Raw genomic sequence first — 24,843 nt, forward strand, 5'->3', positions numbered from 1 at the left:
CTTGCCAGCTTGCGCCGTCCCATACCCTAGAATCCGGGCCGACGCCGCCGTGCGACTCGAGCGTCTTTCCGCCGCTGATGAGGACGACGTGTCCGATGCCCTGCGGCGAATCCTGCGGCCGAAGGAAGGCGATCCGTATGATCCCGTCGTCGTTTTTTGCGTCGGCGACCGTCGACCCTTCGAACCCGTGTCCACTGACCCAATCGTGTTGCACGACGGAACCGTCAGGGAAAACTAGGCCGTGGTGACGAATTCGGCGTTTGGGGGATTCTCGCGAGGATCTTTCCATGATTCAAGGCTGATTTTTGGAGATCAGCCTTGATGATTCGGGATGTCGATGCGCTGCGAGACGATCAATGGGAGCGGCTTTGTGATCTTGTGCCAGGCGGAAGAGCCGGCCAGCGCGGGCCGCGCTGCGACAATCGACGCTTCGTCGACGCGCTGTTATGGATGGCCCGCTCGGGCGGCCGCTGGCGCGATCTGCCCGAACGCTTCGGCGACCATCAGGCGGTGAAACGCCGCTACTATCGCTGGATCGAGCGCGGCGCCTTGGACGGATTTCTTGAGGCATTCACCGCCGAGGCCGATCTCGAATGGCTGATGATCGACTCAACAATCGTGCGCGCCCATCAGCACGCGGCCGGCGCAAGGATCGCCAAAGGGGGGCGGATGCCCAAGGCCTGGGCCGCTCTCGCGGTGGTTTGAGCACCAAAATCCACGCCGCGACAGACGCACTCGGCAACCCCGTTCGGCTCCTTCTCGGACCTGGGCAGCGCAACGACATCACAAAAGCGCACGCCCTGATCGAAGGCTTTGCGGCCGATGCGATCATCGCCGATAAAGGTTATGACGCCAATCACTTGCGCAAGGCTGTTCTTATGCGTGAGGCTGAGCCGGTGATCCCATCAAAATCCAATCGCCGCGCGCCGCTCCCCTACGACAAGGCGCTCTACAAGGAGCGCAATCTCGTCGAGCGTTTCTTCAATAAACTGAAGCAGTTCCGGCGCGTCGCAACCCGATACGACAAGCTCCTCGCAAACTACCGAGGCTTCGTATTGCTCGCCGCTATTGCTATCATGCTCAGGTAATTCGTCACTACTGCCTAGCGTCGGCGCAGTGGCCAGACGAACAGCCTCGCGCACGAACCCGCTGCAGTCGACTTGCGTGAAGTCCCGTCCGGGAACGGCGTCCAGGCGAGGCACCTTCTTGCCGAGCCCGTAGCCCACGCGCGGGATCGAGGTCTCGCACGCCTGCAGGAATGCGTGGACTCGCACCAGATTGAACGATGCGCTCGTGCTCGCCGCCTGCGGCGCAGCGGAGGCAAGCGTCGGATCGCTCTCCGCAGGAGCCCCGAGATTGGCGAGCACGCGCCCCCATTCGAAGCCCGCCGTGTCGCTGACCTCGGACGGGGCAGCAGGCGCGGCAGGGTCGTCATCGACCGACGGGCCTGCGGACGTGGCCACTGCGGGCGCGGCATGGCGCGCGCTATCGGGCGCACCGTCGACCGGCGTCCCGTTCGCCATGATCGGCACGAAGGACAGATCCCAGTTATTGCGATTGATCTCGCGCATCAGGTCCTTCGTCCGGTAGACCGTCGCGTGGAGAGACTCCCTAGGATTTGTCGCCAGCCAGTTCTGGCGGGCTGCGACATACTGAGCGATCCATCTCCTCTCGTCACCGCCGGCGGCGGGCGTTCTTTCCAGAATTTCGTCCCGGATCGTAGACAGGATCCCCCCGCTATGATTGAAAGAATCGTATATAACGAGCGCGGATAAAGCCTTGACGAATCCGTTCGCGCCCGCCCATTTAAGCGCAGGCTGAAAGTACACTCGGTCGAAAAATGCATCCTGCGTTTGTCTCATCACCGGATCGTCGCCAGCGTTTCGGAGCAGGGTCAAGAAGGCCTGGTCATCGACGAGCGGACTGCGCGGAGGATTTCCGACCTTTCTGCCAATTGTCCCCACGTAGTACGCTAGGCTCAGGACCTATTAAATTTGCCTGAGATGTGATTCCTGGTCTCCGCATGGGGAGGCTGGGATGAGTGATTTGTTTTTGTTGGGCGAGCGGCAGATGGCGCGGCTTGCGCCGCATTTTCCTCTGTCGCATGGCGTTCCGCGGGTTGACGACCGTCGGGTGGTCAGCGGAATCGTCTATGTGATCCGCAACGGCCTGCAATGGAAAGATGCGCCCAAGGATTACGGGCCGCACAAGACGCTTTACAATCGCTTCATCCGCTGGAGCCGGCTCGGCGTCTTCGACCGCATATTCGCCGCGCTCGCTGGCGAAGGTCCAAAGCCCGAGCGCATCATGATCGACGCCACGCATCTGAAGGCGCATCGCACAGCGGCGAGCCTGCTCAAAAAGGGGCTCTTCCCCGCCGTATCGGGCGCACGAAAGGCGGACTGAACTCGAAGCTCCACGTCGTTTGCGACGGCGCCGGCAAGCCCCTCGTCATGTTGCTCTCGGAGGGCCAGATGAGCGACCACAAGGGCGCGCGGCTGATGCTCAAGGCTTTACCGCCCGCTTCAATGTTGATCGCCGACAGGGGCTACGACAGCAACTGGTTCCGCGCCGCGCTGAAGGCCAGGGGCGTCGAGCCCTGCATCCCGCCAACCAGAAGCCGCAAGCTTCCCATTGCCTATGACAAGACGCTCTACCGCCAGCGTCACAAAATCGAGAACATGTTCGCCAAGCTCAAGGACTGGCGGCGCATCGCAACCCGCTATGATCGATGCGCCCACACCTTCTTCTCCGCCATCTGCATCGCAGCCGCCGTCCTCTTCTATCTCAATCAATGAGTCCTGAGCCTAGCTGAGCTGAAAAGCGACCATTCGCGGCGACGTAGTCGCTGATCAGCTGAAGGAGGTTCCCATACTCGGTCGTTTGCGCGCGGCCGTAAGTCACTTGTCGGATGTCATCCGGTCCGTCACGGAAGATGCTGATCGCGCCATAGTTGCCTCCCACGGTTCCGGTCTCGTATACGTTAATGACGCGAATGCAGATGCGACTCTGTGCGTCTGTTAGGGCAAGCCCACCAGCGGGAGCCGCCGCGAAGGCGAAACCGGCGGCCTGCGGCGCGCGCGCCGAGGAAACCGGCCACGACAATTCCTTCGCCGAGGTCTCGCACTCGGCGAGCGCCTCCAACAAGGCCAGTATCTCCCGCCGAACGATTGCAGGACTGATGCGAGCGAACATATCTTCCTCCTGACCATATGCGTTTATACGGAAGGGGTGATGGCGGGGATCGGGGCGGCGAGGTCCGGCCGGTTGCCAATGCGCTGCCCAATCCCGCCGGCAAGGCTAGTTGTTTGCGGGCTGCCGCTCGCGCGGAGAAGATTCCGCACCTTGACGGGGGCGGCGCCCTTGAACGAATTCGCCCATGTCTCCGGGAAGGAAGGGTCGGGCGTGTCGTGGAGAAAATCGTCGAGATCCTGCGCGCCGTTCCCCGCAGCTTCGACGACGATCACGCCGCGAAGCACCGCGCGTCGGACGGCCAGAAAGTCATCGGGCCACCATTCGACCGCGATGTAACCCTGCTGGTCATCGCGTGACTGGAGGCCGAAACGCGGCCCTGGCCGATGCATTTCGAGCAGCGTGATGTCGCCGGCCTGAAGCGAACAGGACGCGAGATCGATCGCGCCGGCCGATCCGAGGCCCTGATGCGAGATGGCGTTGAACGAAGCTTCTGGCGCGATTCCCATTACGCCGAAGCTATTATCTGCGGCACGAAGGACGCCTAGCGCCGCCGTCCCGTGATTTGTCCAGTCTGCATCGGTAAACGGCTGTCCGCCGATCAGGCAGCCGGTGCCGCGCAGTTCGACGTGGTCCACGGTCCATCCCCCTTCGATGTCGATAAATCGAACATTGTCTCCCTTGCCGTCAGGGAGAGTCCAGGCGAAATTTCGCGCGCCGATGCCTGCGGGGGCCGCGTCGAGGTAGCCCTGCTGCACCGAGTAGTCTGGAACGACTGCGGGCGCAGTCGGCTTGGCGCATGGCGGCGCCAGCGGGCATCCGACCGCCGGCTTCACATATACGTTGCTTACGCCGGGCGCTGACGTGAGCTGTTCGACAATCTGCTGCGCCTGAGCGTCTGTCTCGACGTGAGCCACGTAGTATCGACGCTGTTCACGCTCAATGGCGGCCAACTCGGGGTTCTGCGCCGCCGGAGCGGTTGCGGCGGCGATCATCGGCGCGTGAACCGATGCGTCAGGAAAAAGCGGTTTGACAGCGAATCCCAACGCCTGCACGGCGCTAATCACGTCGTAAGCAGCAACGGATGGAGGCGACGGAGCGGCGGCTTGAACGGCGGCGTCCGCTGCGGGCGGCGTTGTGACGATGACGACATCACGACGGGCGGGCTTTTTTCTGGGAGCGAGTGACATAGCGACGCCTCACTTATCTGTTTAAATGCCGAGGTTGGCGACTGCGAAATCATGCCTGAAACATCCGCAAGAAAAAGCCGAGGGAGGGAGAGAGACGCCGCCTCGCCCCGGGGCCAGAGGCACTGACCTTCGCGACGTTTAAGAGCGCGCAGCCCCCAAACAGCGCGCTGGCGCCGTTTATCGCCGCTCAATCTTCAACGTCCTCCCTTTGGCCGAACTTCGAAACGAGCTGGCCCAGAAGCTTGCCTGCGGCGTCTTTGGTGTTCTCGAACGAACCCGCTCCGTTTCCTCCTTCCGATCCGACAACCATCGGGTCTACTTCCTCGTGGTGGGAACCGTGACGCCCAAGGCAGACGCAGCCGTCGAGATTGTTGTCGACTGCGTGAGCTGCTGCGCGCCGATCGGCAGGCCGACACCCCAAAAAAAGCAGAGCAGAAAATCGGCGGCCAGCCCGAACCCCGTATTCGCCAGAACGACAACGTAAGCGCCGAGGGCGGTGGCCGGCACGGCGAATAAGGCCCAGGCCAGAAGGCTCGTATTCGCGATCTCGACTGTCAGCCGCTGGTACGCAAGAGCGGGCGCGGCGTGACCCGCCTGGGGAGCCCCCGGCGCCGCCATTTGCGCGCTGAGGGCGGGCGGCGGAAAACCGCCGACTATGTGCATGATGTCGGCCAGCGGGTCGGGCTGGGGCGGCGCGTCTCGAGTAGAGAACGCGTCGAGGGCGTCCGAGCTTTGTCGTGCGGCGGCAAGAAGCGGATCGGCCGGCGCGGGCGGAATTTTCACCTATAGCTTCTCAAAGCCCTGCGTGACTAGGAGGTCGAGCCAAGCCAGCTTCTGGGTCTGCCGCGCAAGATAGGCTTTGTAGGCCTCCGGATCGGGCGTCCAGGCAAGGAAGGGATTGGGAATCCTTCCTGGCAGCAAATTGGCCGTCTGCAACGCGATGTCCGAAAGGTTTGTCGCCAGAGTGTTTAGCGCGGCGGTTGTTTGCGATGTCTGCTGGGCCAGCATCGCAGGGCAGGATCTTAATCGATTCTGCGTCTCGTCGACCTGCTCCATCAATGCGGCTGCCGGACGTAGCAGCTGAGCGCGGTTGAGCCGGGTCTGAAGGTAGCCGTTGACGGTCCACGCGAAAAGGACGCCAAGCAGAATCGCCCCGGCACCGAGCCACTGGCACCACGCGGAGGTTCCCGAGACGGACATAGTCGCCGTTTCCCCATCCCGCTTCTGTGCGGCACCGATGACGACCGTTCCTGAGTACTTGCCGATCACCTCCGCTCCGCCCTTCGGTCGCAGCCAAAGCCGCTTCTGCGAGTTCGCGGGGATCGGGAACGCGTGGTCTTTGCAGTCGGGTAAAGAGTCGCAAAGCTCCCAGCCTCCGCCGACAAGGGTCTTTGTCGTCTGTTCGATGAAAATCGCCTGGCTCAGCCCAACGTCTGTCGCCGGGACAGGGCCCACCGAGACGCCGATTTCAATTGCTTGACCGGGCCGAAGGCTTATTTCCGCTGTCGGTGCCTTGACGGACCACGCGAACTCCTGCGTCGGCCGGTTCGTCAGGGTATAAGGCAGGGTCACGGGTTGATGCCCCAACATGAATGAAACAAAGCGCTTCTGCGTCACCACATCTGTCAGACCTTTGGCCGTGGCGGCCAGGAGCCAGTGCCGCGTGTCGCCGTCCGAAGGAAGTTCGGTCGCGGAAAACGTCACGCTAAGAGGCGGCGGGTTCGGTATGCCGAGATCCTTGGGTTCCGCGAGCGTCGCGTCGCCTGCTCCCGAAACATCGAGCACCATAAACGCTTGACCCTCTAACGCTCCGGGATCGAGCGCAATTCGAAGATCCGACGCGCCGACCCTCGGGTCGGCGGCGCGGCAGGCGGCAACGGATAAAGACAGCGAAACGAACGCGACGGCCACAACGACAAACGACCGTCCACAGCTGACGGAAAATCGGCGAATAAACTGGTGAGTTCCAGTCACATCATCCTACTTCAGCGCGTCGATCGCCTTTTTTATCGCTGTGAGATTGCTGCCAGATGTCGCGTTCGCAATGGCCCCCGCGAAAGTAATCAATTGGGTGACCGACGCCCAAATATCCTCAGCGCTGCTGCTCCACTGAACTACCTCGTCGTAATGATTGAATATCTTCATATAGTTGGCGAGCGCCGTGTTCGTATCGCCGGCGTCAGCTAACTGATCGTAAGCGCTCGCCGTCTTGAGGGCGTCTTCAACCAACTTACTGTACTGAGACCATACTGTACTGTAGCAGATGATGAAGGCGTCATTCGGCGCGCCGCTATCGGACCTTTTGGCCAAAATCGCCGTATCAACTTGACATGCATCGATCTTTGCGAGGTCAACATGCATTGCTTTGACGCTGGCAATTTGCTCGGCGAACTGGCCGGCCAGGGAAAGACGCTGCGAAAAAAGATAGTCAGACGTCATGCGTCCTAACGCTTCCCCCTTAGCTCGCAGCGCCTCCTTATTTTGATCGAGAAATTCCTTTACCGCCTGCTTTTGCTTGGCCTGAGCCGCGATGTTGGAAAAATCAATGAACACTGGTCCGATAATGCCGACAATGGCGTCGAACGCAGTTCCATACGGTCCCAGAAACGACAATGACGGCAACCCCAGTCCAGCTGCCGCCGGGGCTGCCTCTGCGACCCCCGCGTGCTGGAAGTTTATAGCTTCGCCGTAGTACGCCCTGTCGGATTCCGATAGGTCTGCTTCGCAGACTTTTCTTACGTTATCTCGAGTCTTGCTGTCGTCTTTGGACGACAAGCTGTCGCCGACTTTAACCTGGTATACATCGAATAGTTGCTTGAATGCCTGCGGAATGTCAGTAGATTTCGGGGGTGTCAGCGATTTCAACTCAGAAAGGACCGAAGTCAGGTAATTTTGAGCAGTTAAGGTGGCAAGATGGTCAACAACAACCGCCGCCTTTGCGTCCGTGTCCGAGAGGCTGGACACTAGGCTCAGGACCTATTAAATTTGCCTGAGATGTGATTCCTGGTCTCCGCATGGGGAGGCTGGGATGAGTGATTTGTTTTTGTTGGGCGAGCGGCAGATGGCGCGGCTTGCGCCGCATTTTCCTCTGTCGCATGGCGTTCCGCGGGTTGACGACCGTCGGGTGGTCAGCGGAATCGTCTATGTGATCCGCAACGGCCTGCAATGGAAAGATGCGCCCAAGGATTACGGGCCGCACAAGACGCTTTACAATCGCTTCATCCGCTGGAGCCGGCTCGGCGTCTTCGACCGCATATTCGCCGCGCTCGCTGGCGAAGGTCCAAAGCCCGAGCGCATCATGATCGACGCCACGCATCTGAAGGCGCATCGCACAGCGGCGAGCCTGCTCAAAAAGGGGCTCTTCCCCGCCGTATCGGGCGCACGAAAGGCGGACTGAACTCGAAGCTCCACGTCGTTTGCGACGGCGCCGGCAAGCCCCTCGTCATGTTGCTCTCGGAGGGCCAGATGAGCGACCACAAGGGCGCGCGGCTGATGCTCAAGGCTTTACCGCCCGCTTCAATGTTGATCGCCGACAGGGGCTACGACAGCAACTGGTTCCGCGCCGCGCTGAAGGCCAGGGGCGTCGAGCCCTGCATCCCGCCAACCAGAAGCCGCAAGCTTCCCATTGCCTATGACAAGACGCTCTACCGCCAGCGTCACAAAATCGAGAACATGTTCGCCAAGCTCAAGGACTGGCGGCGCATCGCAACCCGCTATGATCGATGCGCCCACACCTTCTTCTCCGCCATCTGCATCGCAGCCGCCGTCCTCTTCTATCTCAATCAATGAGTCCTGAGCCTAGCGTTGTCTTTTCCCATCGGAAATTACAAAGCAGGTATTTGCCATTGATTTTGCTCGCCGAGGTCAAATAACCATTCACTGGGTCTGTCGTAGCGGCGGGGGCGGCCGCCGATGGCGGACCAACATCCTTCACAAGCTTGCTCGTCAGTGCTTGTCTAATCGTAAGGAGCCGACCCGCGTTCCTCTCATTTTGAATAACAGTGTTAGAGGATGCTGTCATCGTGGCAAGAACAGCAAGAAACGCTTGATACGCATTGTCGCTTCCATCAGCTTGTGCGCCGTGAAGCATGCCAAGTAGAGAAACAGCAGAAATCGCGATAACCCCAGGGAGACGACTAATCATCTTGCACGTTTCCCGTCTTGAATTATTTTATGTCAAATTTAGCGGCATAGCTCGGTCGAGCCTGCAAAATTATCGGGACCCATTTCTTGGATAATCCACGGAAACAACAAAGAAGCTGTATTCGCCCTGATTGCAAGCGCAATTTCGCAGCCTTTGCGAATGCCTGCTATTTACGCCTTACTTTAGCCGCTTTGTCAACCGCCCCGAATGATCTTGCCCCTGACAAGCGGTCTTCCCTGAAGTATGGCTTTTGAGGCCTTGAGGAGGATTTCGGGATGGGCAAGAAACGGCATAAGCCCGAGGAGATCGTGGCGAAGCTGCACCAAGTGGAGGTTCCGACGGCGTAGGGAAAATCGATCGCTGAAGCTGTTGACCTGCCCCTACGGGATGGTTCGGGTTGAATGTTAGTTGATTGTTGGTCGCGAGGCCCGCGATTAAGCGCCAGGCGCAGCTGGTCGGGTTGGCGCAGCCGGGCGCTGGGGGAACAGCACGGCGGCCGAGGCTGGTGGCCGATAGCCAAGCGATGAATGAGGCCGCGCCCGTCGCGATGCTGGCAGCCCAGCTGATCGTTGAGTTCGCGAATCACGAAAAACGCACTATCGAAACAAACGCACTACCGACAAGGGAAGGCGCCGATGCGTGCTCCCCCTGGCCGCACAGATCAGATATCGTAACGGATCACTATCGTTTTTTGCTTGGTATGATCGGGCCAGCGCGGCGTCGAGACCGCCCACTCGTAGCCAGTCCCCCTCCTCAACGCATTAACGGTGTTTGGCTTGATGAGCGCGCCGGCGCTGTCCACCGCTTTCAAAGCGTTAAGAAGGACTCTCCAGTTAGCGAACCACTTGGCAAAAACGGTTGCCCGCATGAAGATCTGTTTCTGGCCCCCACGTTCGACGATAGAGAACTCCTTCGTTGACGGTGATTTGACCCTCACGTTTTTGATTATTTCAACGTTTTTCTTCACATTTTGCTTGGCGAGATCTTCTCCGCCCTGCCGACTCAGGAGAAGTGAGTAACCGTCATTAAAGCATGTCGCGACAGCGTCGAGTATATTCGCTTTCCTCCAGGGAAGAAACCCGGCTTGAAAGGCAAGCATGCCGCCTGCGTAAACGAGCGCAAAATTCCTAGCCGCATGAAGCGCTGCACCGTCTTCCTCGGGGACTGATACTTTACTCATGAATGTCGACATATGCGTTTCGACGTGCGACTTCAGCTTATCCAGAGAAATTAAATACTCGATGTAAGCGTCGATCACCGTGCCGTGATTCTCTGCGATGGCCGAACGAATCCGGCCCAATCGTGCCCGCGCTCGTCTCGTGACCGACTCGCTTTTACATCGTTCGGCGGGCGGTCAAAAACGGTCCGAAAGCCGACGGCGACGGTGGGCACATCCCAACACCTCGCGTATTCACCATGGTCGCGACTGATTCCGCTTCCTCCGCCAAATCAGCGATCGATCTCTCCGAATTCGGCAGGTAAATTGTCCGAAACGATGTGACGGCTGGATCGACGGCGTATTGGGATTTGCTGTTGCGTCTTCTGTCTTCGCCTTCGCTTAAAGCGTAAATGGCCGAGCGAAAAACCGCGTACTTGCTTAACCGGGTTCCACGTTCCATTGTCTGGCGCAGCTTGGCGATGAGCACCGCTCGGAGTCAAAGCGTCGGCCCGCCAATGGTCGATTGATAAGATCATGGCCGAAGCTGCGCCGATCATGATGATCGTTCCGAAACCAAAACACCTAAGCATGGGCATCTCCCATCTTGTGAGCTCTTCTCGACGCGCGGCTTGCCGATCGTCGCCGTCCGAAGATGCTCACTGTCACCTGAAGATGCTCACGCCCAAAACCTTGAGTATCTTCGCATTTCTTGAGCATCTTCGGTCTTGAGTTGGGCTTCTCATAGCACCCATGAAAACGCCGATATCCACAGAAACCTGACCAACGTTGTTTCCGAAGGGCGCTGGGCTACTGACATGGTCGGGCGATCCGGACATCCGCTCATTTTTCAAATCGCATCGCCGTCAGCCGCCAGGCATGTCGCCCAGGCAGATTTTAGATCGATCTCCGCGCAGCGAATGCGCTCCCCTTCGGTCCGAAAACGGCTGAGCGAATCGAAGACGCGTTGCTCCATGGCATAGGCATCCTGGGAGCAACTCCACTTCTGACGCATGAACGGGCTCCAACGCTCCCCGATCTCCGCAAATGGAATGTGGAGGTTCACCTCCCTGTCGCATCGCCGCGCCAAGAAATTGGCGCCCGTGACCTGACCAAGTCGTGAGCTGATCGAGTATCAACCCCATGACGGCGAGCCGGGCGATGCCACAATGGACGCGGCGTTGAGCGCGAACCGGCGCTTAAGCAATATGGAGCGCCAATCGGATTGCCCGGGGGACCGTGAGTCGAAACTCGTCGGCGCATCGGGCGGCAAGCCGCATTGCAAGGAGATCCTGAAATCTCAGCGCAGACCCTATTTCCGCGTTCCGTTTAGCGCTCCGCAAATCGTCGGGGTCGATTTTCTCGTCCTATTTTGAGATCTTCTCTAATGCGAGATTGCGGGTGCGCGGTCCCATCAATCCAATGGCGAGCGCCGCTGCCAGCATTGCCGCCGCGATGAAGACGAACACGCCCATGACGCCGGAGCGCTCCAACACGAAGGCAATGGCGAAGCCTGTAAAAATCGCGGAAAACCGACTCCACGAATAGACAAAGCCGACCGCCCGCGCTCGAATTCCGGTGGGAAAGAGCTCCTGTTGATAGGCGTGAAAGGTGTAGGACATGATGTTGTTCGCGAGCGTTAAGCAGGCGCCGAGCAATATGATGGACGTGGCGTTGCTCGCCTCGCTGAACGCCAGGCCGCAGACAATAATGGCTAACGAGGCAGTGACGAGCACATATTTGCGTTCGAACCGGTCCGCGATGGCTAGGCCGAGCAGCGGCCCGACCGGCGCGGCGAGCGCGATGATCGCGGCGTAGAACAGACTGTTCGTGATCGTGATGCCTTGCTTGATCAAAAGCGTCGGCGCCCAGTTGGCGAAGCCGTAGAAGCTGACCGTTTGGAAGACATTGAAGATGATCATCATTATCGTTCGCTTGAGGTAGGGCCCGGACCACATCTCGCGCATCTGGTGGCGAGCAACAAACCGCTCCGGGGCTGCGGGCGCTGGCAAAGGGCGGCCATATTCAGCCGCGACCCGAGTCTCCAACGCCGTCATGATGCTATCGGCCTCCGCCAGTCTGCCCTGCTGTGCAAGCCAGCGCGGGCTCTCCGGCAAGCCGCGGCGGATCCACCAAATGAAGATTGCTCCATGCGTTCCGATCAAGACTACCCAGCGCCAACCGTCCATACCGAACGGCGCTTGCGGCGCCAAAAAATAGGAAAGAAAAGCGGCGATCGGCACTGACAAAAAGCCAATGGCTTGGCAGCAAGCGAAGGCCCTGCCGCGAATATGCTTTGGAACCAGCTCGGAGAGGTAGGCCCCAATGACGATCAACTCAACGCCGATGCCGATGCCAGAAATAAAGCGCCAGAAGTTGAGGTCGAAAGCTGTGCTCTGGAAAGCCATGATGACATTTGCAGCCGTGTACCAGAGTAGCGAGTAGGTGAAGATCGGACGCCGTCCATATTTATCGGCCAGAAATCCGCAGGCGAGAGTGCCGACAAATAGACCGGCAAACAGCGCCGCGACGAAAGCCGCCACGCCGGTGGAGCCGAATAGACCAGGCGTCGTCGCCGTCAGGATGCCGCCCTTAACTAGGCCGGGCGCGATGCTGCCTGTGTAAAGAAGATCGTAGAGCTCAAAGAAGAAGCCAAGGCTCAACAGGATTACCAACTTCCAGACCGCGAACGTCTGCGGCAGCCGATCCAGCCGCGCAGAGATGGCGGCTGCATTTAGGATGCTGGCAGATGAAACATCCAAGGCCTCCCCCGTCTTGTCCCGAACGACGCTCTTAGGGGCCGACAATCGATTAGCAAGCATCCAAGACCAAGAGGACGATTGTCTGGGCTTCATCGATAGCTCACCAAGGCTAGGCTCAGGACTCATTGATTGAGATAGAAGAGGACGGCGGCTGCGATGCAGATGGCGGAGAAGAAGGTGTGGGCGCATCGATCATAGCGGGTTGCGATGCGCCGCCAGTCCTTGAGCTTGGCGAACATGTTCTCGATTTTGTGACGCTGGCGGTAGAGCGTCTTGTCATAGGCAATGGGAAGCTTGCGGCTTCTGGTTGGCGGGATGCAGGGCTCGACGCCCCTGGCCTTCAGCGCGGCGCGGAACCAGTTGCTGTCGTAGCCCCTGTCGGCGATCAACATTGAAGCGGGCGGTAAAGCCTTGAGCATCAGCCGCGCGCCCTTGTGGTCGCTCATCTGGCCCTCCGAGAGCAACATGACGAGGGGCTTGCCGGCGCCGTCGCAAACGACGTGGAGCTTCGAGTTCAGTCCGCCTTTCGTGCGCCCGATACGGCGGGGAAGAGCCCCTTTTTGAGCAGGCTCGCCGCTGTGCGATGCGCCTTCAGATGCGTGGCGTCGATCATGATGCGCTCGGGCTTTGGACCTTCGCCAGCGAGCGCGGCGAATATGCGGTCGAAGACGCCGAGCCGGCTCCAGCGGATGAAGCGATTGTAAAGCGTCTTGTGCGGCCCGTAATCCTTGGGCGCATCTTTCCATTGCAGGCCGTTGCGGATCACATAGACGATTCCGCTGACCACCCGACGGTCGTCAACCCGCGGAACGCCATGCGACAGAGGAAAATGCGGCGCAAGCCGCGCCATCTGCCGCTCGCCCAACAAAAACAAATCACTCATCCCAGCCTCCCCATGCGGAGACCAGGAATCACATCTCAGGCAAATTTAATAGGTCCTGAGCCTAGAGGGATGCGCCGCGAGTCGGATGCTGCGCTCAGTTTGCTGCGCTGACTCATCATCTGAATGCGGCGGAGATCGCCGCGGCGAAAAGTTGGAAGAGCATCGGCATTTAGGGCGCATCTGAACTTCGTTCGGAAGGCGAAATTCTTGCACCCGTCCTGATCATCGCGGAGACGCCAGCTCATTGCGTCGAACCATTGAGCGCTTCAATGCTCCTTGATCCGCGCCGATCTTCAATGGCCGCTGGAATGGCCAGGAGCAGCTTGCCTGCGAAATCGACGATGGACTAGTCAGAACCGCTCGACCGCGATGGCGAACACATAGCCGACGTTGCGCTCGGTCTGGATGATGCGCGGCGCGCTTGGGTCAATCTCCAGTTTGCGGCGGAGCCGCAGGATTTGCACGTCGATGCTGCGGTCGAATATGTCCTCGTGCATGCGCGTGGCCTGAAGGAGGTGTTCGCGCGTCAGCGGTCGCTGCGGCGCGTCCAGAAAGGCGATCAGCAGCGCATATTCGCCTTTGGTCAGCCCGACGGCCTCCCCATTCGGGCTGGTGAGACGCCGGATGCGGCGATCAAGCTGCCAACCGCCGAACGTGCAGCGGCTCCACTCAGGATCCCGATGAAGGATCGCGCGCCCGGTTTCCCATCGCCGAAGCACGGCCCGGATCCGCGCCAGCAATTCCCGCAGGCTGAACGGCTTGGTGAGGTAATCATCGGCGCCGAGCTCGAGCCCGACAACCCGGTCGATTTCATCGCGGCGATGGCCGGTGGCGATGATCACAGGAACGTCGGAGCGCGCGCGGATCTCGCGCAGCAGCTCGAGCCCATCCTCTCGCCCGAGCCGGAGATCCAGCACCACAAGGTCGGGTTCGCCCATGGCGAAATGACGAATCATGTCCTGCCGTCCCGAGGCCGAGATGACGCGCAGGTTATGCTGCTCGAGATAATTGACGATCAACTGCCGTATGGCGGGGTCATCGTCGACGACGAGAACGCGCATCGACGCGGCGCATTGATTTGGCTCGGCTTGATCTTGGGGCGTCATGCTCTTAGCGCGTCTCTGGCCTCATCCAAGGCGCAGCCTCGGGCAAGTCGTGAAAGGCCGACATTTCCGACACGCGGATATGCATGGCGGCGCCTAGCTCGAGGCCACAGCCCAGGGATTAGGCCATGCGGCGACGCAGGTCCGCCCGATTGAATGGTGTGCATCATCATATATTCCGTCGCATTCAGCACATTCGCAGGCATAACGATATGTGGCCTCCAGTCTTGGAGAAGACACAGATCGCACATTAAGATCAGCGCGCGTCTGTAGACATGACCGGTGCGAGGCGCTGGAACGGCCAAGCAAGCTACCTTTAGCAAAGAGAAACGTGGGCCAGCGGTAACCCTTAGGCGGCGGCTCCGCCGTCGATAGCGATGCTGGCGCCTGTCACAAACGCCGCCTCCGGCTTGCCAGATAGGATACTAGGCCGGCGACGTCGCTGCCCTGCCCGTATCGCTTCAAGGCGGTCCATTCCCGCATGAGATTGCCGAGAGGCCCGTTGGCCGGATTCATATTGGTGTCGACTGGGCCGGGCTGTACATTGTTGACCATGATCCCGCGACTGCCGCGCCGATGCCTCGCGAGCCGCCCGTGACGAGCGCAACTCTATCCTTTAAGCCATGACCCATCTTAAATCCTGCGTTGTTTATGAGACGCGGACGCGAGCCTCCGCCGCTTTTGATTGAGAAAGCGACGGGGGCAGCGGCCGATCAAATCATCTGCCCGCGACCCGACGGCCGCGCTCCTTCGCTGAAACACCGGAAACCTCATCGAGAATGCGGAGTATTTCGGACCGCGTGTCGATCTCGCCGAACTCCTTGGCCATGGCCGATGCGCGCGACCGATAATTTGGCTTGTCCAATACGGCCCGGACCGCCTCGCGCAGCGCCTCCGGCGTCGGCTCATTGGTCGCAAGATTAATGCCGACGCCAGACCAGCCGACGCGGGCGTTCACGTCGGCTTTGTCTTCAGTCAGCCCCGCCGTGACAAGGGGAATTCCGAAGCTCAGAGATTGATTGACGCTGCCATAGCCGCCATTGGTGACGAATACGTCGGCCTTTGCGAGCGCCCATTCGAAGGGCAGATAGCTGGCTACCCGCGCGTTGGCGGGAATTGGGCCGGGTATGGCGTCGACGGGACGCCCGCCCGCGGTGACGACGACGAGCACATCAGGCTCATTGGCGAGCGCCGCAAGCGCCGGGGCGACCAACTGGCCGAAATCGAAATTGTTCACAGTCCCCTGGGTTACCAGCACGACTTTGCGCGAGCCGTCCAACTCGTGCGCCCAGGTCGGGAGCGGGGCCTGATTTGGAATGATTGGAAGAGAGCCGACAAAATGCACCGAGTCCGGCAAATCCTGTCGCGGAAATTCGAAACTTGGCGCAGTCAATTGCAGATAAGCATCTGGGAGAACGACTAGGGCGTGGAACAGGTTCATAGAAAGGGGACGAACGCCTAAGCCGGCTAGGCGAGCGTTCAAGCTGTCGAGCACGGGACCATAGAGGACGCTGTCATGCTCTTTGGAGATGGCGGCATATTCCTCGCGCTCGACTTCGCTGCTGGCAGGCGGCAAACCAGCGAAGTTTGGCGCGCCATCGTCGCGGCGGGAGTGCAGGAACATCGTGCCGCATAGAACAATCGGCGGACGCTCCGAACGCGCTTGCCCGAGCAACATCGGCATGATGCCGCAAAGAAAATTGTCCGCAATGATCACATCCGCGGGGAAGTCGCGCAAGACCTGCTGTAGGCCCTCGTACTGCGCCGCCATTGGACCGACTAGCGCATTCTCACAATAGAATCGGGACATTTCAATCCCTGGGGGTATGTTCGCGAGTTCTGGAAACACAGCAAGGATGTTTCGCAGATCAAGATCCGCCTCTGCCGGAAAAGCGCGAAACGCGGCGCCGACTGCTTCGATGCGATCGCGCATGGCGGTGGCCGATAAGCCGACGACCTCGTGACCTGCCGCAACAAGCATTTTCCCGATCGAAAACATTGGATTGATATGCCCTGTCGCGGGCGTCGAGGCGATGAGAACTTTCATGCGATTCTGCCACTCTGATTCGTAGAAAACGGGGTCGTTCTGAGTGAGCAATAACCGCATCTCTGTTTCGCTAATATTTCATTTCGGAGAAATCAGATGACGATCGTAATGTCAAACGGGGTCGCCGCTTGTCTAGTATTGGCCCAGCTTGCGTTAGTTGATCGTTCTTTAGGTTGCCAGAACTGGCATCGAAAAAATGGCGATCCTAGAGCGGAACCAATGAGCGCTTTCACCTCTCTCCCGCTCTAGGCGCAGCACATCGCAATTTGCGAAAGCTTCTCTCCAGGCGTTTTCTTCTTCAAGATCCTCAATTGCGTGGCCGATGTTAAATGAAACATACGCTTTGCTGCAGATGCCGCATTGGCTCGCAGGCGAAGGCGTATTGTGAGCGGCTTAAGCGCTCGCCTTCCTAATCAGATGTAACAAGCGGTCGTCGGGACTCTGAGCGACGTTGTCGATATCGGCATTGTGAAACTGACCAAACTGCGTTGAGGGCTTATCGTATTCGAAAGTCGTCCGCCATGCGTGTTTTCGCACACGTCGATGCGCAGAGGAGCGTGGAGCGCGGCGCTGAAATTCAACTTCATCATTTGAGCGGCGGCGGCGATGTTGCCGAGATAGTTGACGTTCTCCTGTTAGAGTCTTCACTATAGCGCCAGCAAATCAACTTGCTCCGCTACGAAGTGGATCATAAAGCCATCGGTTTGCGTCGGTCCCGCGGCCAACGTCCGTTCAATCAGATCGAGCGGCCAAGCAGCGGCCAATTATCGCTGCAAGGAGTCAGATTAGATCGCGTCGCAAAAGCCGCCTGTCAATGCAGGCGAGCCGCCCCGCTTTCGTCCGTTCCTTGGCAGGCGCAATTGCCGGCGCATCCGATCAACCATTTGCGTCGCCTAGGTAGATACTATAATCTATAGAACAAATAGATAACATACTTCGTCGGAGATCACGCGCCGCCGTTTGGAGAGCGTGGTGAAGTCCTGAGCCAAGGGAATGTCATGACAGCCTCCGCTCTTCGTTTCGGGATCTGGGCCCCGGTGCACGGGCCTCGCGCCGCGCTGCAGGACCCTGCCGAACCCTTCGACGCTTCGTGGGAACATAACCGCGCCGTTGTGCTGGAAGCCGAAGCGCTGGGCTTTGACTCCACCTTGATCGCCCAGCACACCGTCAATCCGCACTTGCCGGATCAAGATCAGCTCGAAACCTGGACGGCGACGGCGGCTCTCGCGGCGCTGACCAGCCGCATCGAGCTGATCGCGGCGATCAAGCCCTATATTTGCCACCCCGTCTTTCTGGCGAAAATGGCACTGCAGATCGAGAACATCAGCCGCGGCCGCTTCGGCATCAATCTCGTCAACGCCTGGAACCGCATCGAATTCGAGAAGGCGGGAATTCCCTTCGGCGAGCACGACGACCGTTACGCCTATGGACAGGAATGGATTTCCATCGTCTCGCGGCTCACCTCCGGCGAGCGCGTCGATCATCGCGGCCCGAGCTTTACCGTCACGGACTATAAGCTCACCCCAAAAGACCATTATCGCGGTCGACCCGCTATTTATGTCGGCGGAGAATCCGAGCCAGCCCGCGCCCTTGTCGCCGAACATGGCGACGTCTGGTTCATCAACGGCCAGCCGCTTGACGATGTTGCGGGCCTCATTGGCGATCTGCGCCGCCGTCCGCGCCGCGCGGCGCCGCTGCGCTTCGGCCTCTCCGCCTTCGTCATCGCTCGCGAGACCGAGGATGAGGCGAGGGCCAATTACGAGCACCTGCTAAAGCTCGCGGAAAAAGATGCCGATGCGCGCGCGGTCCAGCGCAGCCATTCCGACGCCAAGGTTGTGATGTTCCAGACTATGACGAAGTCGGTGCGGATCGGCAGCAACGGCGGCACCGCCGCCGGTCTCGTCGGCAGCTACGACCAGGTGGCGGAGCGGATCCTCGCCTTCCATGCCGCGGGCATCGAGTTGTTCATGCTGCAATTCCAGCCGCTGCGCGCGGAGATGCGTCGCTTCGCCGTGGAAATCTTTCCGCGCGTCGGCCGCACGGCGCCCGCGGTGGCGCGCGAACTCCCCGCCGCCGGCTGATTCCCCTTTCCCGAAACCCCGGAGCCCTACGCCCGTGAGCACTATCGAGCCCGCATCAAGTCTGTCCGCGCCCGCGGTGAGCGCGGGCCCGCGGGCGCAGGCCGAAGCTCCTTCCCTCTCCGCCGCCCGCCCTGTTCGCGCAACGACGCGTTCGGAGCTCGGACCGCACAGCCTCGCGGTCATCTCCTGGCTTGCGCCGGTTGCGCTCGTCGTCGTCTGGGAAACGCTAGCCCGTTGCGGCTGGCTTTCGCCACAAGTGCTGCCGGCGCCAAGCAAGGTGATGAATACCGCGTGGCGGCTGACGCTGAACGGGTCGCTGCCGCGCGATCTCGGGACCAGCCTGGCGCGCGCGGCCATTGGCTTCTTGATCGGCGGCGGCATAGGCTTCGTCCTGGGCACATTGGTCGGCTTCTCCCGCTTCGCCGAGGCCGCCATCGACCGCAGCGTGCAGATGCTCCGCGCCATTCCCTTCCTCGCCCTGCTGCCGCTGGTCATCGTCTGGTTTGGCGTCGGCGAGGGCCAGAAGATATTCCTGGTAGCGCTCGGCGTCGCTTTCCCGATCTACATCAACACCGTGCTCGGCATCCGACAGGTCGACCCAAAGCTGATCGAACTCGGCCGCGTGCGCGGCCTCGGCGCGCTTCAGCTCATTCGCCGCATCATCCTGCCCGGCGCTCTGCCGTCGATCCTCACCGGCGTGCGCTATGCGTTGGCGACCGCATGGCTCGCCCTCGTCGTGGCCGAGACCATCGGCGCCCAGTCCGGCCTCGGCTTTCTCGCCATGGACGCCCGCGAATTCCTGCGCACCGACGTCATCGTGCTGGCCATCGCGCTGTATGCGCTGATCGGCATCGTCGCGGATTCGATCGCCCGGGCGCTGGAGCGCTCGCTCCTCGCCTGGCACCCGAACTACGGAGCCGGCCGATGAGCCTCGCCCTCGCCGAGACCGCCGCCGCTCCGCGCGCGGCCGTTGTCGTCGTCGATCTTCGCCGCGCCTACGGCTCCCGCGTGGTTATCGACGGGCTGAACCTCACCATCGCGCGCGGCGAGTTCGTCGCGCTGCTCGGCGAGAGCGGTTGCGGCAAGACAACGTTGCTGCGGGCGCTGGCCGGGCTTGACCCGATCGACCGCGGCCGCATCGAGGCGCCGGGCCGGCCCGCGGTCGTCTTCCAGGAACATCGGCTGCTGCCGTGGGATTCGCTTTGGCGCAACGTCGCGCTTGGCCTGCCGGAAAGGGGCGCCCGCGAGCGCGCCGGCGATGCGCTCGCCGAGGTGGGGCTCGGCAACCGCCTGGACGATTGGCCGCGCAACCTCTCTGGCGGGCAGGCCCAGCGCGTGGCGCTGGCCCGCGCCCTCGTGCAAGAGCCGGAACTGCTGCTGCTCGACGAACCTTTCGCAGCGCTCGACGCCTTGACGCGCATCCGCATGCACCGGCTCGTCAAGGAACTGGTGGCCCGCCACCAGCCGGGCGTTCTTCTCGTCACCCACGACGTCGACGAAGCCACCGCGCTCGCCGACCGCGTGCTCGTGATGCGCGCAGGCGCCATCGCCGCCGAGCACCGGCTCGAAGGCCTCGACAACTCGGCGGCCTTACGCATCCGGCTCCTAGCGGAACTCGGGGTCGCCTACGCCGCGCACTGAACCCTCCTCATCAACTTCGGATCTCCCCGGAGGCCACCATGACCCATTCGTCGGACTCATATTTCCCCAGTTTCTCCCGCCGCAGCTTCCTGGCGTCGTCCCTGCTCGGGGCAGGCTCGCTCGCCGGCGTCGGCGGTCTTGTAAGCGTCTCGACCCTTCCCGCCGCCTCCGCTACCGGGCGCACCACCAACACATTGCGCCTCACCTGGGGCTATACCGGCCTCACCTTCATCGTAAAGGAGCGCGGCGAGCTGGAAAAAGCCCTCGCCAAGGACGGCATTAAGGTGGAATGGGTCGGCCCGTTCCCCAACCATGCGCCGACCCTGCAGGCGGTGACCGGCGGCACGGCCGACTTCAGCTTCGGCGGCAGCACGACTCCGGCGCTCGCCGCCATAATCGCCGGCTCGCCGCTGGTCTTCACTCAATTCCTCATCTACAGCCCCCGCACCACGGCGATCGTCGCCAAGGACGGTTCGGGCATCGACAAGGTCGAGGATCTGGTCGGCAAGTCGGTGGCCGTGAACCGGTCCGGGCTAGGCGAGTTCCTGCTGGTCGCCGCACTGGAGAAGCACGGAATTGATCGCTCCAAGGTCAATTTCGTCTATCTCAACCCGCCGGATGCGGCCCCGGCCCTCGCGTCTGGCAAAGTCGACGCTTGGTCGATGTGGAGCCCCGGCGTCGATATCGCCCGCTTCGAATACAAGGCGCACGACGTGTTCCTTGAGGAGCGCGACCTCGATTTCCAAATCGACTTCACCTCCTACCTCACGCGCCGCGAGTTCGCGCAAAACAACCCCGACCTCGTCCGCGCCTTCAACGCGGCGCTGAAGATCGAGGCCGATTGGGCCTCCACCCACACGGAAGAAGCCGAACGTCTCGCCCAGGCCAAGGCCGGCTACAGCGATCAGGTGCGCGACCATTTCATCGGCCTCAAGAAGCAGTACAAGCTCTATTCGGCGAACGACGAAGCTTTTTTGGCCGAATTGCAGAAGGCGTCCGAGTGGCTGGTTGCGCGCAAGGTTCTGCCCGAACCGGTGAAGATCGCCGATCACCTAGCCCAGATTGAGGACAGGCGATGAACCGGCCGGCTTCCGTCGATGAGATCGACCACTCGGCTCCCATTCGGGAGGTCGACTACGAGGCACTATTCGCCCGCATCGCGGAAGGAGCCGCCGAGCGGGAGCGGGAGCGCATTCTCTTGTTCGAGCAGATCGAATGGCTCCGGCAGGCCCGGTTCGGCGCCCTGCGCCTGCGCCGCGAGGATGGCGGAAGGGACGCGAGTTTCCGCGAGCTGTTCGGCCTCGTCATCCGCCTTGGGGCGGCGGACGCCAATGTGGCGCACATCCTGCGCAATCACTTCACGGTGGCGGAACAATACGCCCGCCGGCCGCGCACGGAGCAAGAGCGGCGCTGGCAGAGGGCCGTGCTGGACGGGGCAATCGTCGGGCTTGGCAACACCGAGCTCGGCACTCCGCGCGCCGGCGCGACGCCGCCGGACACCACCCTGACGCCGGAGCCAGGCGGCTACCGGCTGAACGGGGTCAAGTACTATACGACCGGAACATTATATTCTGATCTCGTTCTGGTGCGGGCGGCGGATCCGTCGGGAGCCGTCGCAGCCGTCATCGTGCCGACCACGCGACAGGGAGTCGAGATCATCGACGACTGGGATGGCGCGGGACAGCGCCTCACCGCCTCAGGCACCACCCATTTCCGCAACGTCCGGGTCGAGCAGGAGGAGGCGGTCTTCGACCGCGAGGGCATCGGCTATGCGCTCGCCTATGCCAATACCCAGCCGCAGCTCTTCCTGACCGCTATCGTCGCCGGCATCGTTCGCGCCATCCGCGACGACGCGGCGACGCTGGTCAACAGTCGGGGCCGCAACTTCTACCACGCTCCGGCCGAGCGGCCCGCCGATGACCCAATCCTGCGGCAAGCGGTCGGGCAGATCGCGGCCTATGCCTTTGCGGCGGAGGCGGCCGTGCTCGCTGCCGCCGACGCCTTCGACGTCATCAGCCGGACGCGCGACGCCGGACGCGACGACAGCGAACTGGCGCACGCCGCCTCGCTGGCGGCCGCCCAGGCCAAGGTCGTGGTGGACGAGCTGGCTATCCGCAGCGGCAGCCTCATTTTCGATGTCGGCGGCGCTTCGGCGACCAAGCGCACGCTCAATCTCGACCGTCACTGGCGCAATGCCCGCACGCTCGCCTCGCATAATCCGGATTCATACAAGGCGATGGCGATCGGCGCTCATGTGATCTCCGGCGCGCCGCTGCCGGATAAAGGTTTCTTCTGAGTGTGCAGACGCCGTGCGTTCGAAGTCAGAGCGACTTCAGCTTCGCCTTGATGCGGGGCGCCGCAAAATCGAGGAAAACCCTCGTCTTCGTGGGAAGCGCCCCACGCGCAGCATGAATCAGGTGAATCGGTAGCGGCTCCGCTTCGAAGTCCGCCAGAATAATCTGGAGCGATCCGTCGCGCAGGGCGTCAGCGCATTGATAGTGCAGCACCCTGGTCGCGCCTACGCCCTGGATCGCAGCCCAAACAGCCGCCTCGGTAGTGGACACCGAGAGTCGCGGCCGGATCAACACGTCGGTTACTCCTTTCGCGTCCTTCAACCGGAACGACCAGGCCGAGGCCGGCGATAGGAATTCGAAATTTACGGTCGGCAGCGAGGCCAAATCCTCTGGAGATTTGGGAACGCCATGCGCCGCGAGCAGCTTTGGACTGGCGCACACTACCGTGCGCATCGAGCCGATGCGCGTCGCAACCATGCCGCTGTCCGGCAGCTGGCCGATCCGCGCCGCCATATCGACATGATCGTCGAGCAGGTGAAGATTCCGATCCAATAGCAGCAGCCGGATGTTGATCTCAGGATAGGCGGCAAGGAAGTCGGCGACGACGGGGAGGATATACAAACGGCCAAACAGGACCGGGGCCGTCAAGACCAGTTCGCCGCGGGGCGCATGGAACTCGCCGGCGGCGATTCGCTCGGTTTCGTCGATATCCTCAAGAATGCGTCTAGCCGAGGTTACATATGCCGCGCCTGCATCGGTGAGCCCGACCTTTCGGGTCGTTCTGACCAAAAGCTTGATCCCGAGATGGGTCTCAAGCTCGTTCACCTTCCGGCTGACGGTCGCGAGCGGGATGCCTAGCTCCCGGCTGGCGGCGGAGAAGCTCCCCTTTTCCACCACCCGCAGCACAATCGTCATCGCTTCGAGCCGATCCACGATTATTCCATCCTATGAGATGTTTATTCTCGATAATAGCTGATTATCCTTTCAGATGGAACAGATTTCTTCTTCTTTTGTGAGGACCGATCCCCCGGTTCCCGTTCAGAAGGAGAAAGCCATGTCCCGCCTTACCATTCCCGCCCGCGACGATGTTCCTGAAGCCTCGAAGCCGATCCTCGATGCCGTGCATAAGCAACTCGGCGTCGTGCCGAACATGTTCCGTCTCATCGCTAGTAGCCCCGCCGCGCTTCAGGGCCTCGCCGCCAACAACGCGGCGCTCACGAAGACGCTCGACGTCAAGATGCGGGAGCGGATTGCGCTGGCCGTGGCCCAAGTGAACGGTTGCGACTACTGCCTGTCGGCGCACAGCTACCTCGGCCTGAACCTGGCGAAGATCAGCCCGGAAGAAATCGCTCTCAACCGCAAGGGCGAATCGGGTGACGCGAAAGCGGACGCGGTAGTGCGTTTCGCAGCCAAGGCGGCGCGTGAGCGCGGCCATGTCGGCGACGCCGATATCAAGGCCGTTCGCGACGCCGGCCTCAGCGACAGCCAGATTGTGGAGATTATTGCCGTCATCGCGGAGAATACCTTCACCAACTTGCTCAACGTGGTCGCGGAGACCGACATCGATTTCCCGGTCATTCGCGCCGCCGAAGCGGCCTGACGCGCGGAGTGGGCTGGCGAATCCCCGCGCCGATCGCCGGCCCGCCCCCTTGCTGAAGGAGCTCAATCATGTCCTACGGATTTCTAGACATCGCCGCGACTCCAAGCGTCCGCGCCGCACAGGCTGCGATGGGCAGCGACAGGGTTTGGCAAAATTTTCCGGGCCATCGCGAGTTCGACAAATTCACGCCGAATGAGGCCGCCTTCATCGCCGGACGCGACAGTTTCTACATGGCGACCGTCTCGGAAACGGGCTGGCCCTATGTCCAGCATCGCGGCGGCCCGATCGGCTTTTTGAAGGTCGTGGACGAGAAGACTTTGGCCTTCGCCGACTATCGCGGCAACCGCCAATATATTAGCGTCGGCAACCTTGGCGCCGATGACCGCGCCGCGCTGTTTCTGATGGATTACGCTGGCAGAACCCGTCTCAAGATCTATGCCCATGTCGAAGCCATGCCGCTCGACGCCGACCCTGCGCTCGCCGAGCTCGTCGCAAAGCCCGGCTACAAGGCCAAAGCAGAACGAATCCTGCGGTTGCATCTTGTGACGTTCGACTGGAACTGCCCGCAGCACATCACCCCACGGTTCACGGAGAAGGAGGTGGCGGAGGCGGTGCAGCCGCTGCGCGATCGCCTAAGCGCGTTGCAGACCGAAAATGCGGAGCTGCGAGCGAAGCTCGCCAGCTGGAAAGCAGAGTGACGGGAGGGGAGCACCAACTCCCGAACTTTGGCGTGATTCAGATCGACCATCG

The 24,843-nt window shown here is 61.1% G+C and carries 25 protein-coding genes and 4 pseudogenes; 15 read left to right on the forward strand and 14 right to left on the reverse strand.

The genetic code is table 11. The features are described 5' to 3' along the window. Position 1 precedes the first annotated feature (1 nt). From WDN46_00130 to WDN46_00150, 5 genes and pseudogenes are all read left to right on the forward strand, one after another. Positions 2-238 (forward strand): hypothetical protein, encoded by a 237-nt coding sequence (locus tag WDN46_00130; GenBank protein ID MEJ0091892.1) that lies wholly within the window; start codon positions 2-4, stop codon positions 236-238. 83 nt (positions 239-321) lie between these two features. Beyond that, positions 322-1,088 (forward strand): annotated as a pseudogene (locus WDN46_00135) (IS5 family transposase). Between the two features lie 190 nt (positions 1,089-1,278). Further along, entirely contained in the window at positions 1,279-1,590 is a 312-nt protein-coding gene (locus WDN46_00140) for a hypothetical protein (GenBank protein MEJ0091893.1), read from the forward strand. A gap of 480 nt (positions 1,591-2,070) precedes the next feature. Continuing rightward, positions 2,071-2,208: pseudogene (locus WDN46_00145) on the forward strand (transposase). Then, the gene (locus tag WDN46_00150) at positions 2,175-2,798 is read left to right on the forward strand and encodes an IS5 family transposase (GenBank protein MEJ0091894.1); all 624 of its coding nucleotides are present in this window, start codon (positions 2,175-2,177) and stop codon (positions 2,796-2,798) included. Before WDN46_00145 ends, WDN46_00150 begins: the two are co-directional and overlap by 34 nt. Here the strand turns inward: WDN46_00150 and WDN46_00155 are convergent. From WDN46_00155 to WDN46_00175, 5 genes are all read right to left on the reverse strand, one after another. Then, complete coding sequence (locus WDN46_00155) at positions 2,788-3,195, reverse strand: hypothetical protein (GenBank protein MEJ0091895.1); 408 nt, start codon at positions 3,193-3,195, stop codon at positions 2,788-2,790. The genes WDN46_00150 and WDN46_00155 overlap by 11 nt on opposite strands. Positions 3,196-3,218: 23 nt before the next feature. Continuing rightward, entirely contained in the window at positions 3,219-4,382 is a 1,164-nt protein-coding gene (locus tag WDN46_00160) for a hypothetical protein (protein MEJ0091896.1), read from the reverse strand. Between the two features lie 315 nt (positions 4,383-4,697). Further along, the gene (locus tag WDN46_00165) at positions 4,698-5,165 is read right to left on the reverse strand and encodes a hypothetical protein (GenBank protein ID MEJ0091897.1); all 468 of its coding nucleotides are present in this window, start codon (positions 5,163-5,165) and stop codon (positions 4,698-4,700) included. Beyond that, on the reverse strand, positions 5,166-6,170 hold the full coding sequence (locus tag WDN46_00170) for a hypothetical protein (GenBank protein ID MEJ0091898.1): 1,005 nt from the start codon (positions 6,168-6,170) through the stop codon (positions 5,166-5,168). A gap of 192 nt (positions 6,171-6,362) precedes the next feature. Continuing rightward, entirely contained in the window at positions 6,363-7,346 is a 984-nt protein-coding gene (locus tag WDN46_00175; GenBank protein MEJ0091899.1) for a hypothetical protein, read from the reverse strand. Positions 7,347-7,443: 97 nt separating this feature from the next. On the opposite strand from WDN46_00175, the pseudogene WDN46_00180 reads away from it, so the two are divergent. Together WDN46_00180 and WDN46_00185 are read left to right on the forward strand one after the other, a co-directional pair. Next, a pseudogene (locus tag WDN46_00180) lies at positions 7,444-7,581 on the forward strand (transposase). Beyond that, positions 7,548-8,171: an IS5 family transposase gene (locus tag WDN46_00185; protein ID MEJ0091900.1), complete on the forward strand. Its 624-nt coding sequence runs from the start codon at positions 7,548-7,550 to the stop codon at positions 8,169-8,171. Before WDN46_00180 ends, WDN46_00185 begins: the two are co-directional and overlap by 34 nt. Here WDN46_00185 and WDN46_00190 read toward each other — a convergent pair. From WDN46_00190 to WDN46_00200, 3 genes are all read right to left on the reverse strand, one after another. After that, the gene (locus WDN46_00190; protein MEJ0091901.1) at positions 8,161-8,526 is read right to left on the reverse strand and encodes a hypothetical protein; all 366 of its coding nucleotides are present in this window, start codon (positions 8,524-8,526) and stop codon (positions 8,161-8,163) included. The two genes, WDN46_00185 and WDN46_00190, sit on opposite strands and share 11 nt — an antisense overlap. Positions 8,527-9,187: 661 nt before the next feature. Next, complete coding sequence (locus WDN46_00195) at positions 9,188-9,826, reverse strand: hypothetical protein (protein ID MEJ0091902.1); 639 nt, start codon at positions 9,824-9,826, stop codon at positions 9,188-9,190. 706 nt (positions 9,827-10,532) lie between these two features. Next, positions 10,533-10,748 (reverse strand): hypothetical protein, encoded by a 216-nt coding sequence (locus WDN46_00200; protein ID MEJ0091903.1) that lies wholly within the window; start codon positions 10,746-10,748, stop codon positions 10,533-10,535. A gap of 142 nt (positions 10,749-10,890) precedes the next feature. Between WDN46_00200 and WDN46_00205 the strand changes: the two genes are divergently transcribed. Further along, the gene (locus WDN46_00205; GenBank protein ID MEJ0091904.1) at positions 10,891-11,058 is read left to right on the forward strand and encodes a hypothetical protein; all 168 of its coding nucleotides are present in this window, start codon (positions 10,891-10,893) and stop codon (positions 11,056-11,058) included. Here the strand turns inward: WDN46_00205 and WDN46_00210 are convergent. The 5 genes and pseudogenes from WDN46_00210 to WDN46_00230 form a co-directional block, all read right to left on the reverse strand. After that, entirely contained in the window at positions 11,050-12,444 is a 1,395-nt protein-coding gene (locus WDN46_00210) for an MFS transporter (GenBank protein MEJ0091905.1), read from the reverse strand. The two genes, WDN46_00205 and WDN46_00210, sit on opposite strands and share 9 nt — an antisense overlap. Before the next feature lie 122 nt (positions 12,445-12,566). Further along, positions 12,567-13,190, reverse strand: coding sequence for an IS5 family transposase (locus tag WDN46_00215; GenBank protein MEJ0091906.1), 624 nt, complete (start codon positions 13,188-13,190; stop codon positions 12,567-12,569). After that, positions 13,157-13,327, reverse strand: a pseudogene (locus tag WDN46_00220) (transposase). The gene WDN46_00215 and the pseudogene WDN46_00220 overlap by 34 nt, the downstream one beginning before the upstream one ends. 350 nt (positions 13,328-13,677) lie before the next feature. Then, positions 13,678-14,433 (reverse strand): response regulator, encoded by a 756-nt coding sequence (locus tag WDN46_00225; GenBank protein ID MEJ0091907.1) that lies wholly within the window; start codon positions 14,431-14,433, stop codon positions 13,678-13,680. Positions 14,434-15,148: 715 nt separating this feature from the next. Further along, positions 15,149-16,477: a nucleotide disphospho-sugar-binding domain-containing protein gene (locus tag WDN46_00230; protein ID MEJ0091908.1), complete on the reverse strand. Its 1,329-nt coding sequence runs from the start codon at positions 16,475-16,477 to the stop codon at positions 15,149-15,151. 998 nt (positions 16,478-17,475) lie between these two features. On the opposite strand from WDN46_00230, the gene WDN46_00235 reads away from it, so the two are divergent. The 5 genes from WDN46_00235 (at position 17,476) to WDN46_00255 (ending at position 22,495) form a co-directional block, all read left to right on the forward strand. Continuing rightward, positions 17,476-18,558, forward strand: coding sequence for an LLM class flavin-dependent oxidoreductase (locus WDN46_00235; GenBank protein MEJ0091909.1), 1,083 nt, complete (start codon positions 17,476-17,478; stop codon positions 18,556-18,558). Between the two features lie 181 nt (positions 18,559-18,739). Beyond that, complete coding sequence (locus tag WDN46_00240) at positions 18,740-19,486, forward strand: ABC transporter permease subunit (GenBank protein ID MEJ0091910.1); 747 nt, start codon at positions 18,740-18,742, stop codon at positions 19,484-19,486. Further along, positions 19,483-20,199 (forward strand): ABC transporter ATP-binding protein, encoded by a 717-nt coding sequence (locus tag WDN46_00245; GenBank protein MEJ0091911.1) that lies wholly within the window; start codon positions 19,483-19,485, stop codon positions 20,197-20,199. The genes WDN46_00240 and WDN46_00245 overlap by 4 nt, the downstream gene beginning before the upstream one ends. 38 nt (positions 20,200-20,237) lie before the next feature. Further along, positions 20,238-21,278 (forward strand): NrtA/SsuA/CpmA family ABC transporter substrate-binding protein, encoded by a 1,041-nt coding sequence (locus WDN46_00250; protein MEJ0091912.1) that lies wholly within the window; start codon positions 20,238-20,240, stop codon positions 21,276-21,278. Continuing rightward, positions 21,275-22,495, forward strand: a complete 1,221-nt coding sequence (locus WDN46_00255) for an acyl-CoA dehydrogenase family protein (protein ID MEJ0091913.1) — start codon at positions 21,275-21,277, stop codon at positions 22,493-22,495. The genes WDN46_00250 and WDN46_00255 overlap by 4 nt, the downstream gene beginning before the upstream one ends. A gap of 25 nt (positions 22,496-22,520) precedes the next feature. Here WDN46_00255 and WDN46_00260 read toward each other — a convergent pair whose 3' ends face one another. Next, positions 22,521-23,426, reverse strand: coding sequence for a LysR family transcriptional regulator (locus WDN46_00260; protein ID MEJ0091914.1), 906 nt, complete (start codon positions 23,424-23,426; stop codon positions 22,521-22,523). 121 nt (positions 23,427-23,547) lie between these two features. Between WDN46_00260 and WDN46_00265 the strand changes: the two genes are divergently transcribed. Together WDN46_00265 and WDN46_00270 are read left to right on the forward strand one after the other, a co-directional pair. Then, on the forward strand, positions 23,548-24,093 hold the full coding sequence (locus tag WDN46_00265; protein MEJ0091915.1) for a peroxidase-related enzyme: 546 nt from the start codon (positions 23,548-23,550) through the stop codon (positions 24,091-24,093). A 68-nt stretch (positions 24,094-24,161) separates the two neighbouring features. Next, a complete protein-coding gene (locus tag WDN46_00270) occupies positions 24,162-24,791 on the forward strand; it encodes a pyridoxamine 5'-phosphate oxidase family protein (GenBank protein MEJ0091916.1) in 630 nt (209 codons plus the stop codon). Positions 24,792-24,843 lie beyond the last annotated feature (52 nt).

The organism is Methylocella sp., from assembly GCA_037200525.1.
Classification (GTDB): domain Bacteria; phylum Pseudomonadota; class Alphaproteobacteria; order Rhizobiales; family Beijerinckiaceae; genus Methylocapsa.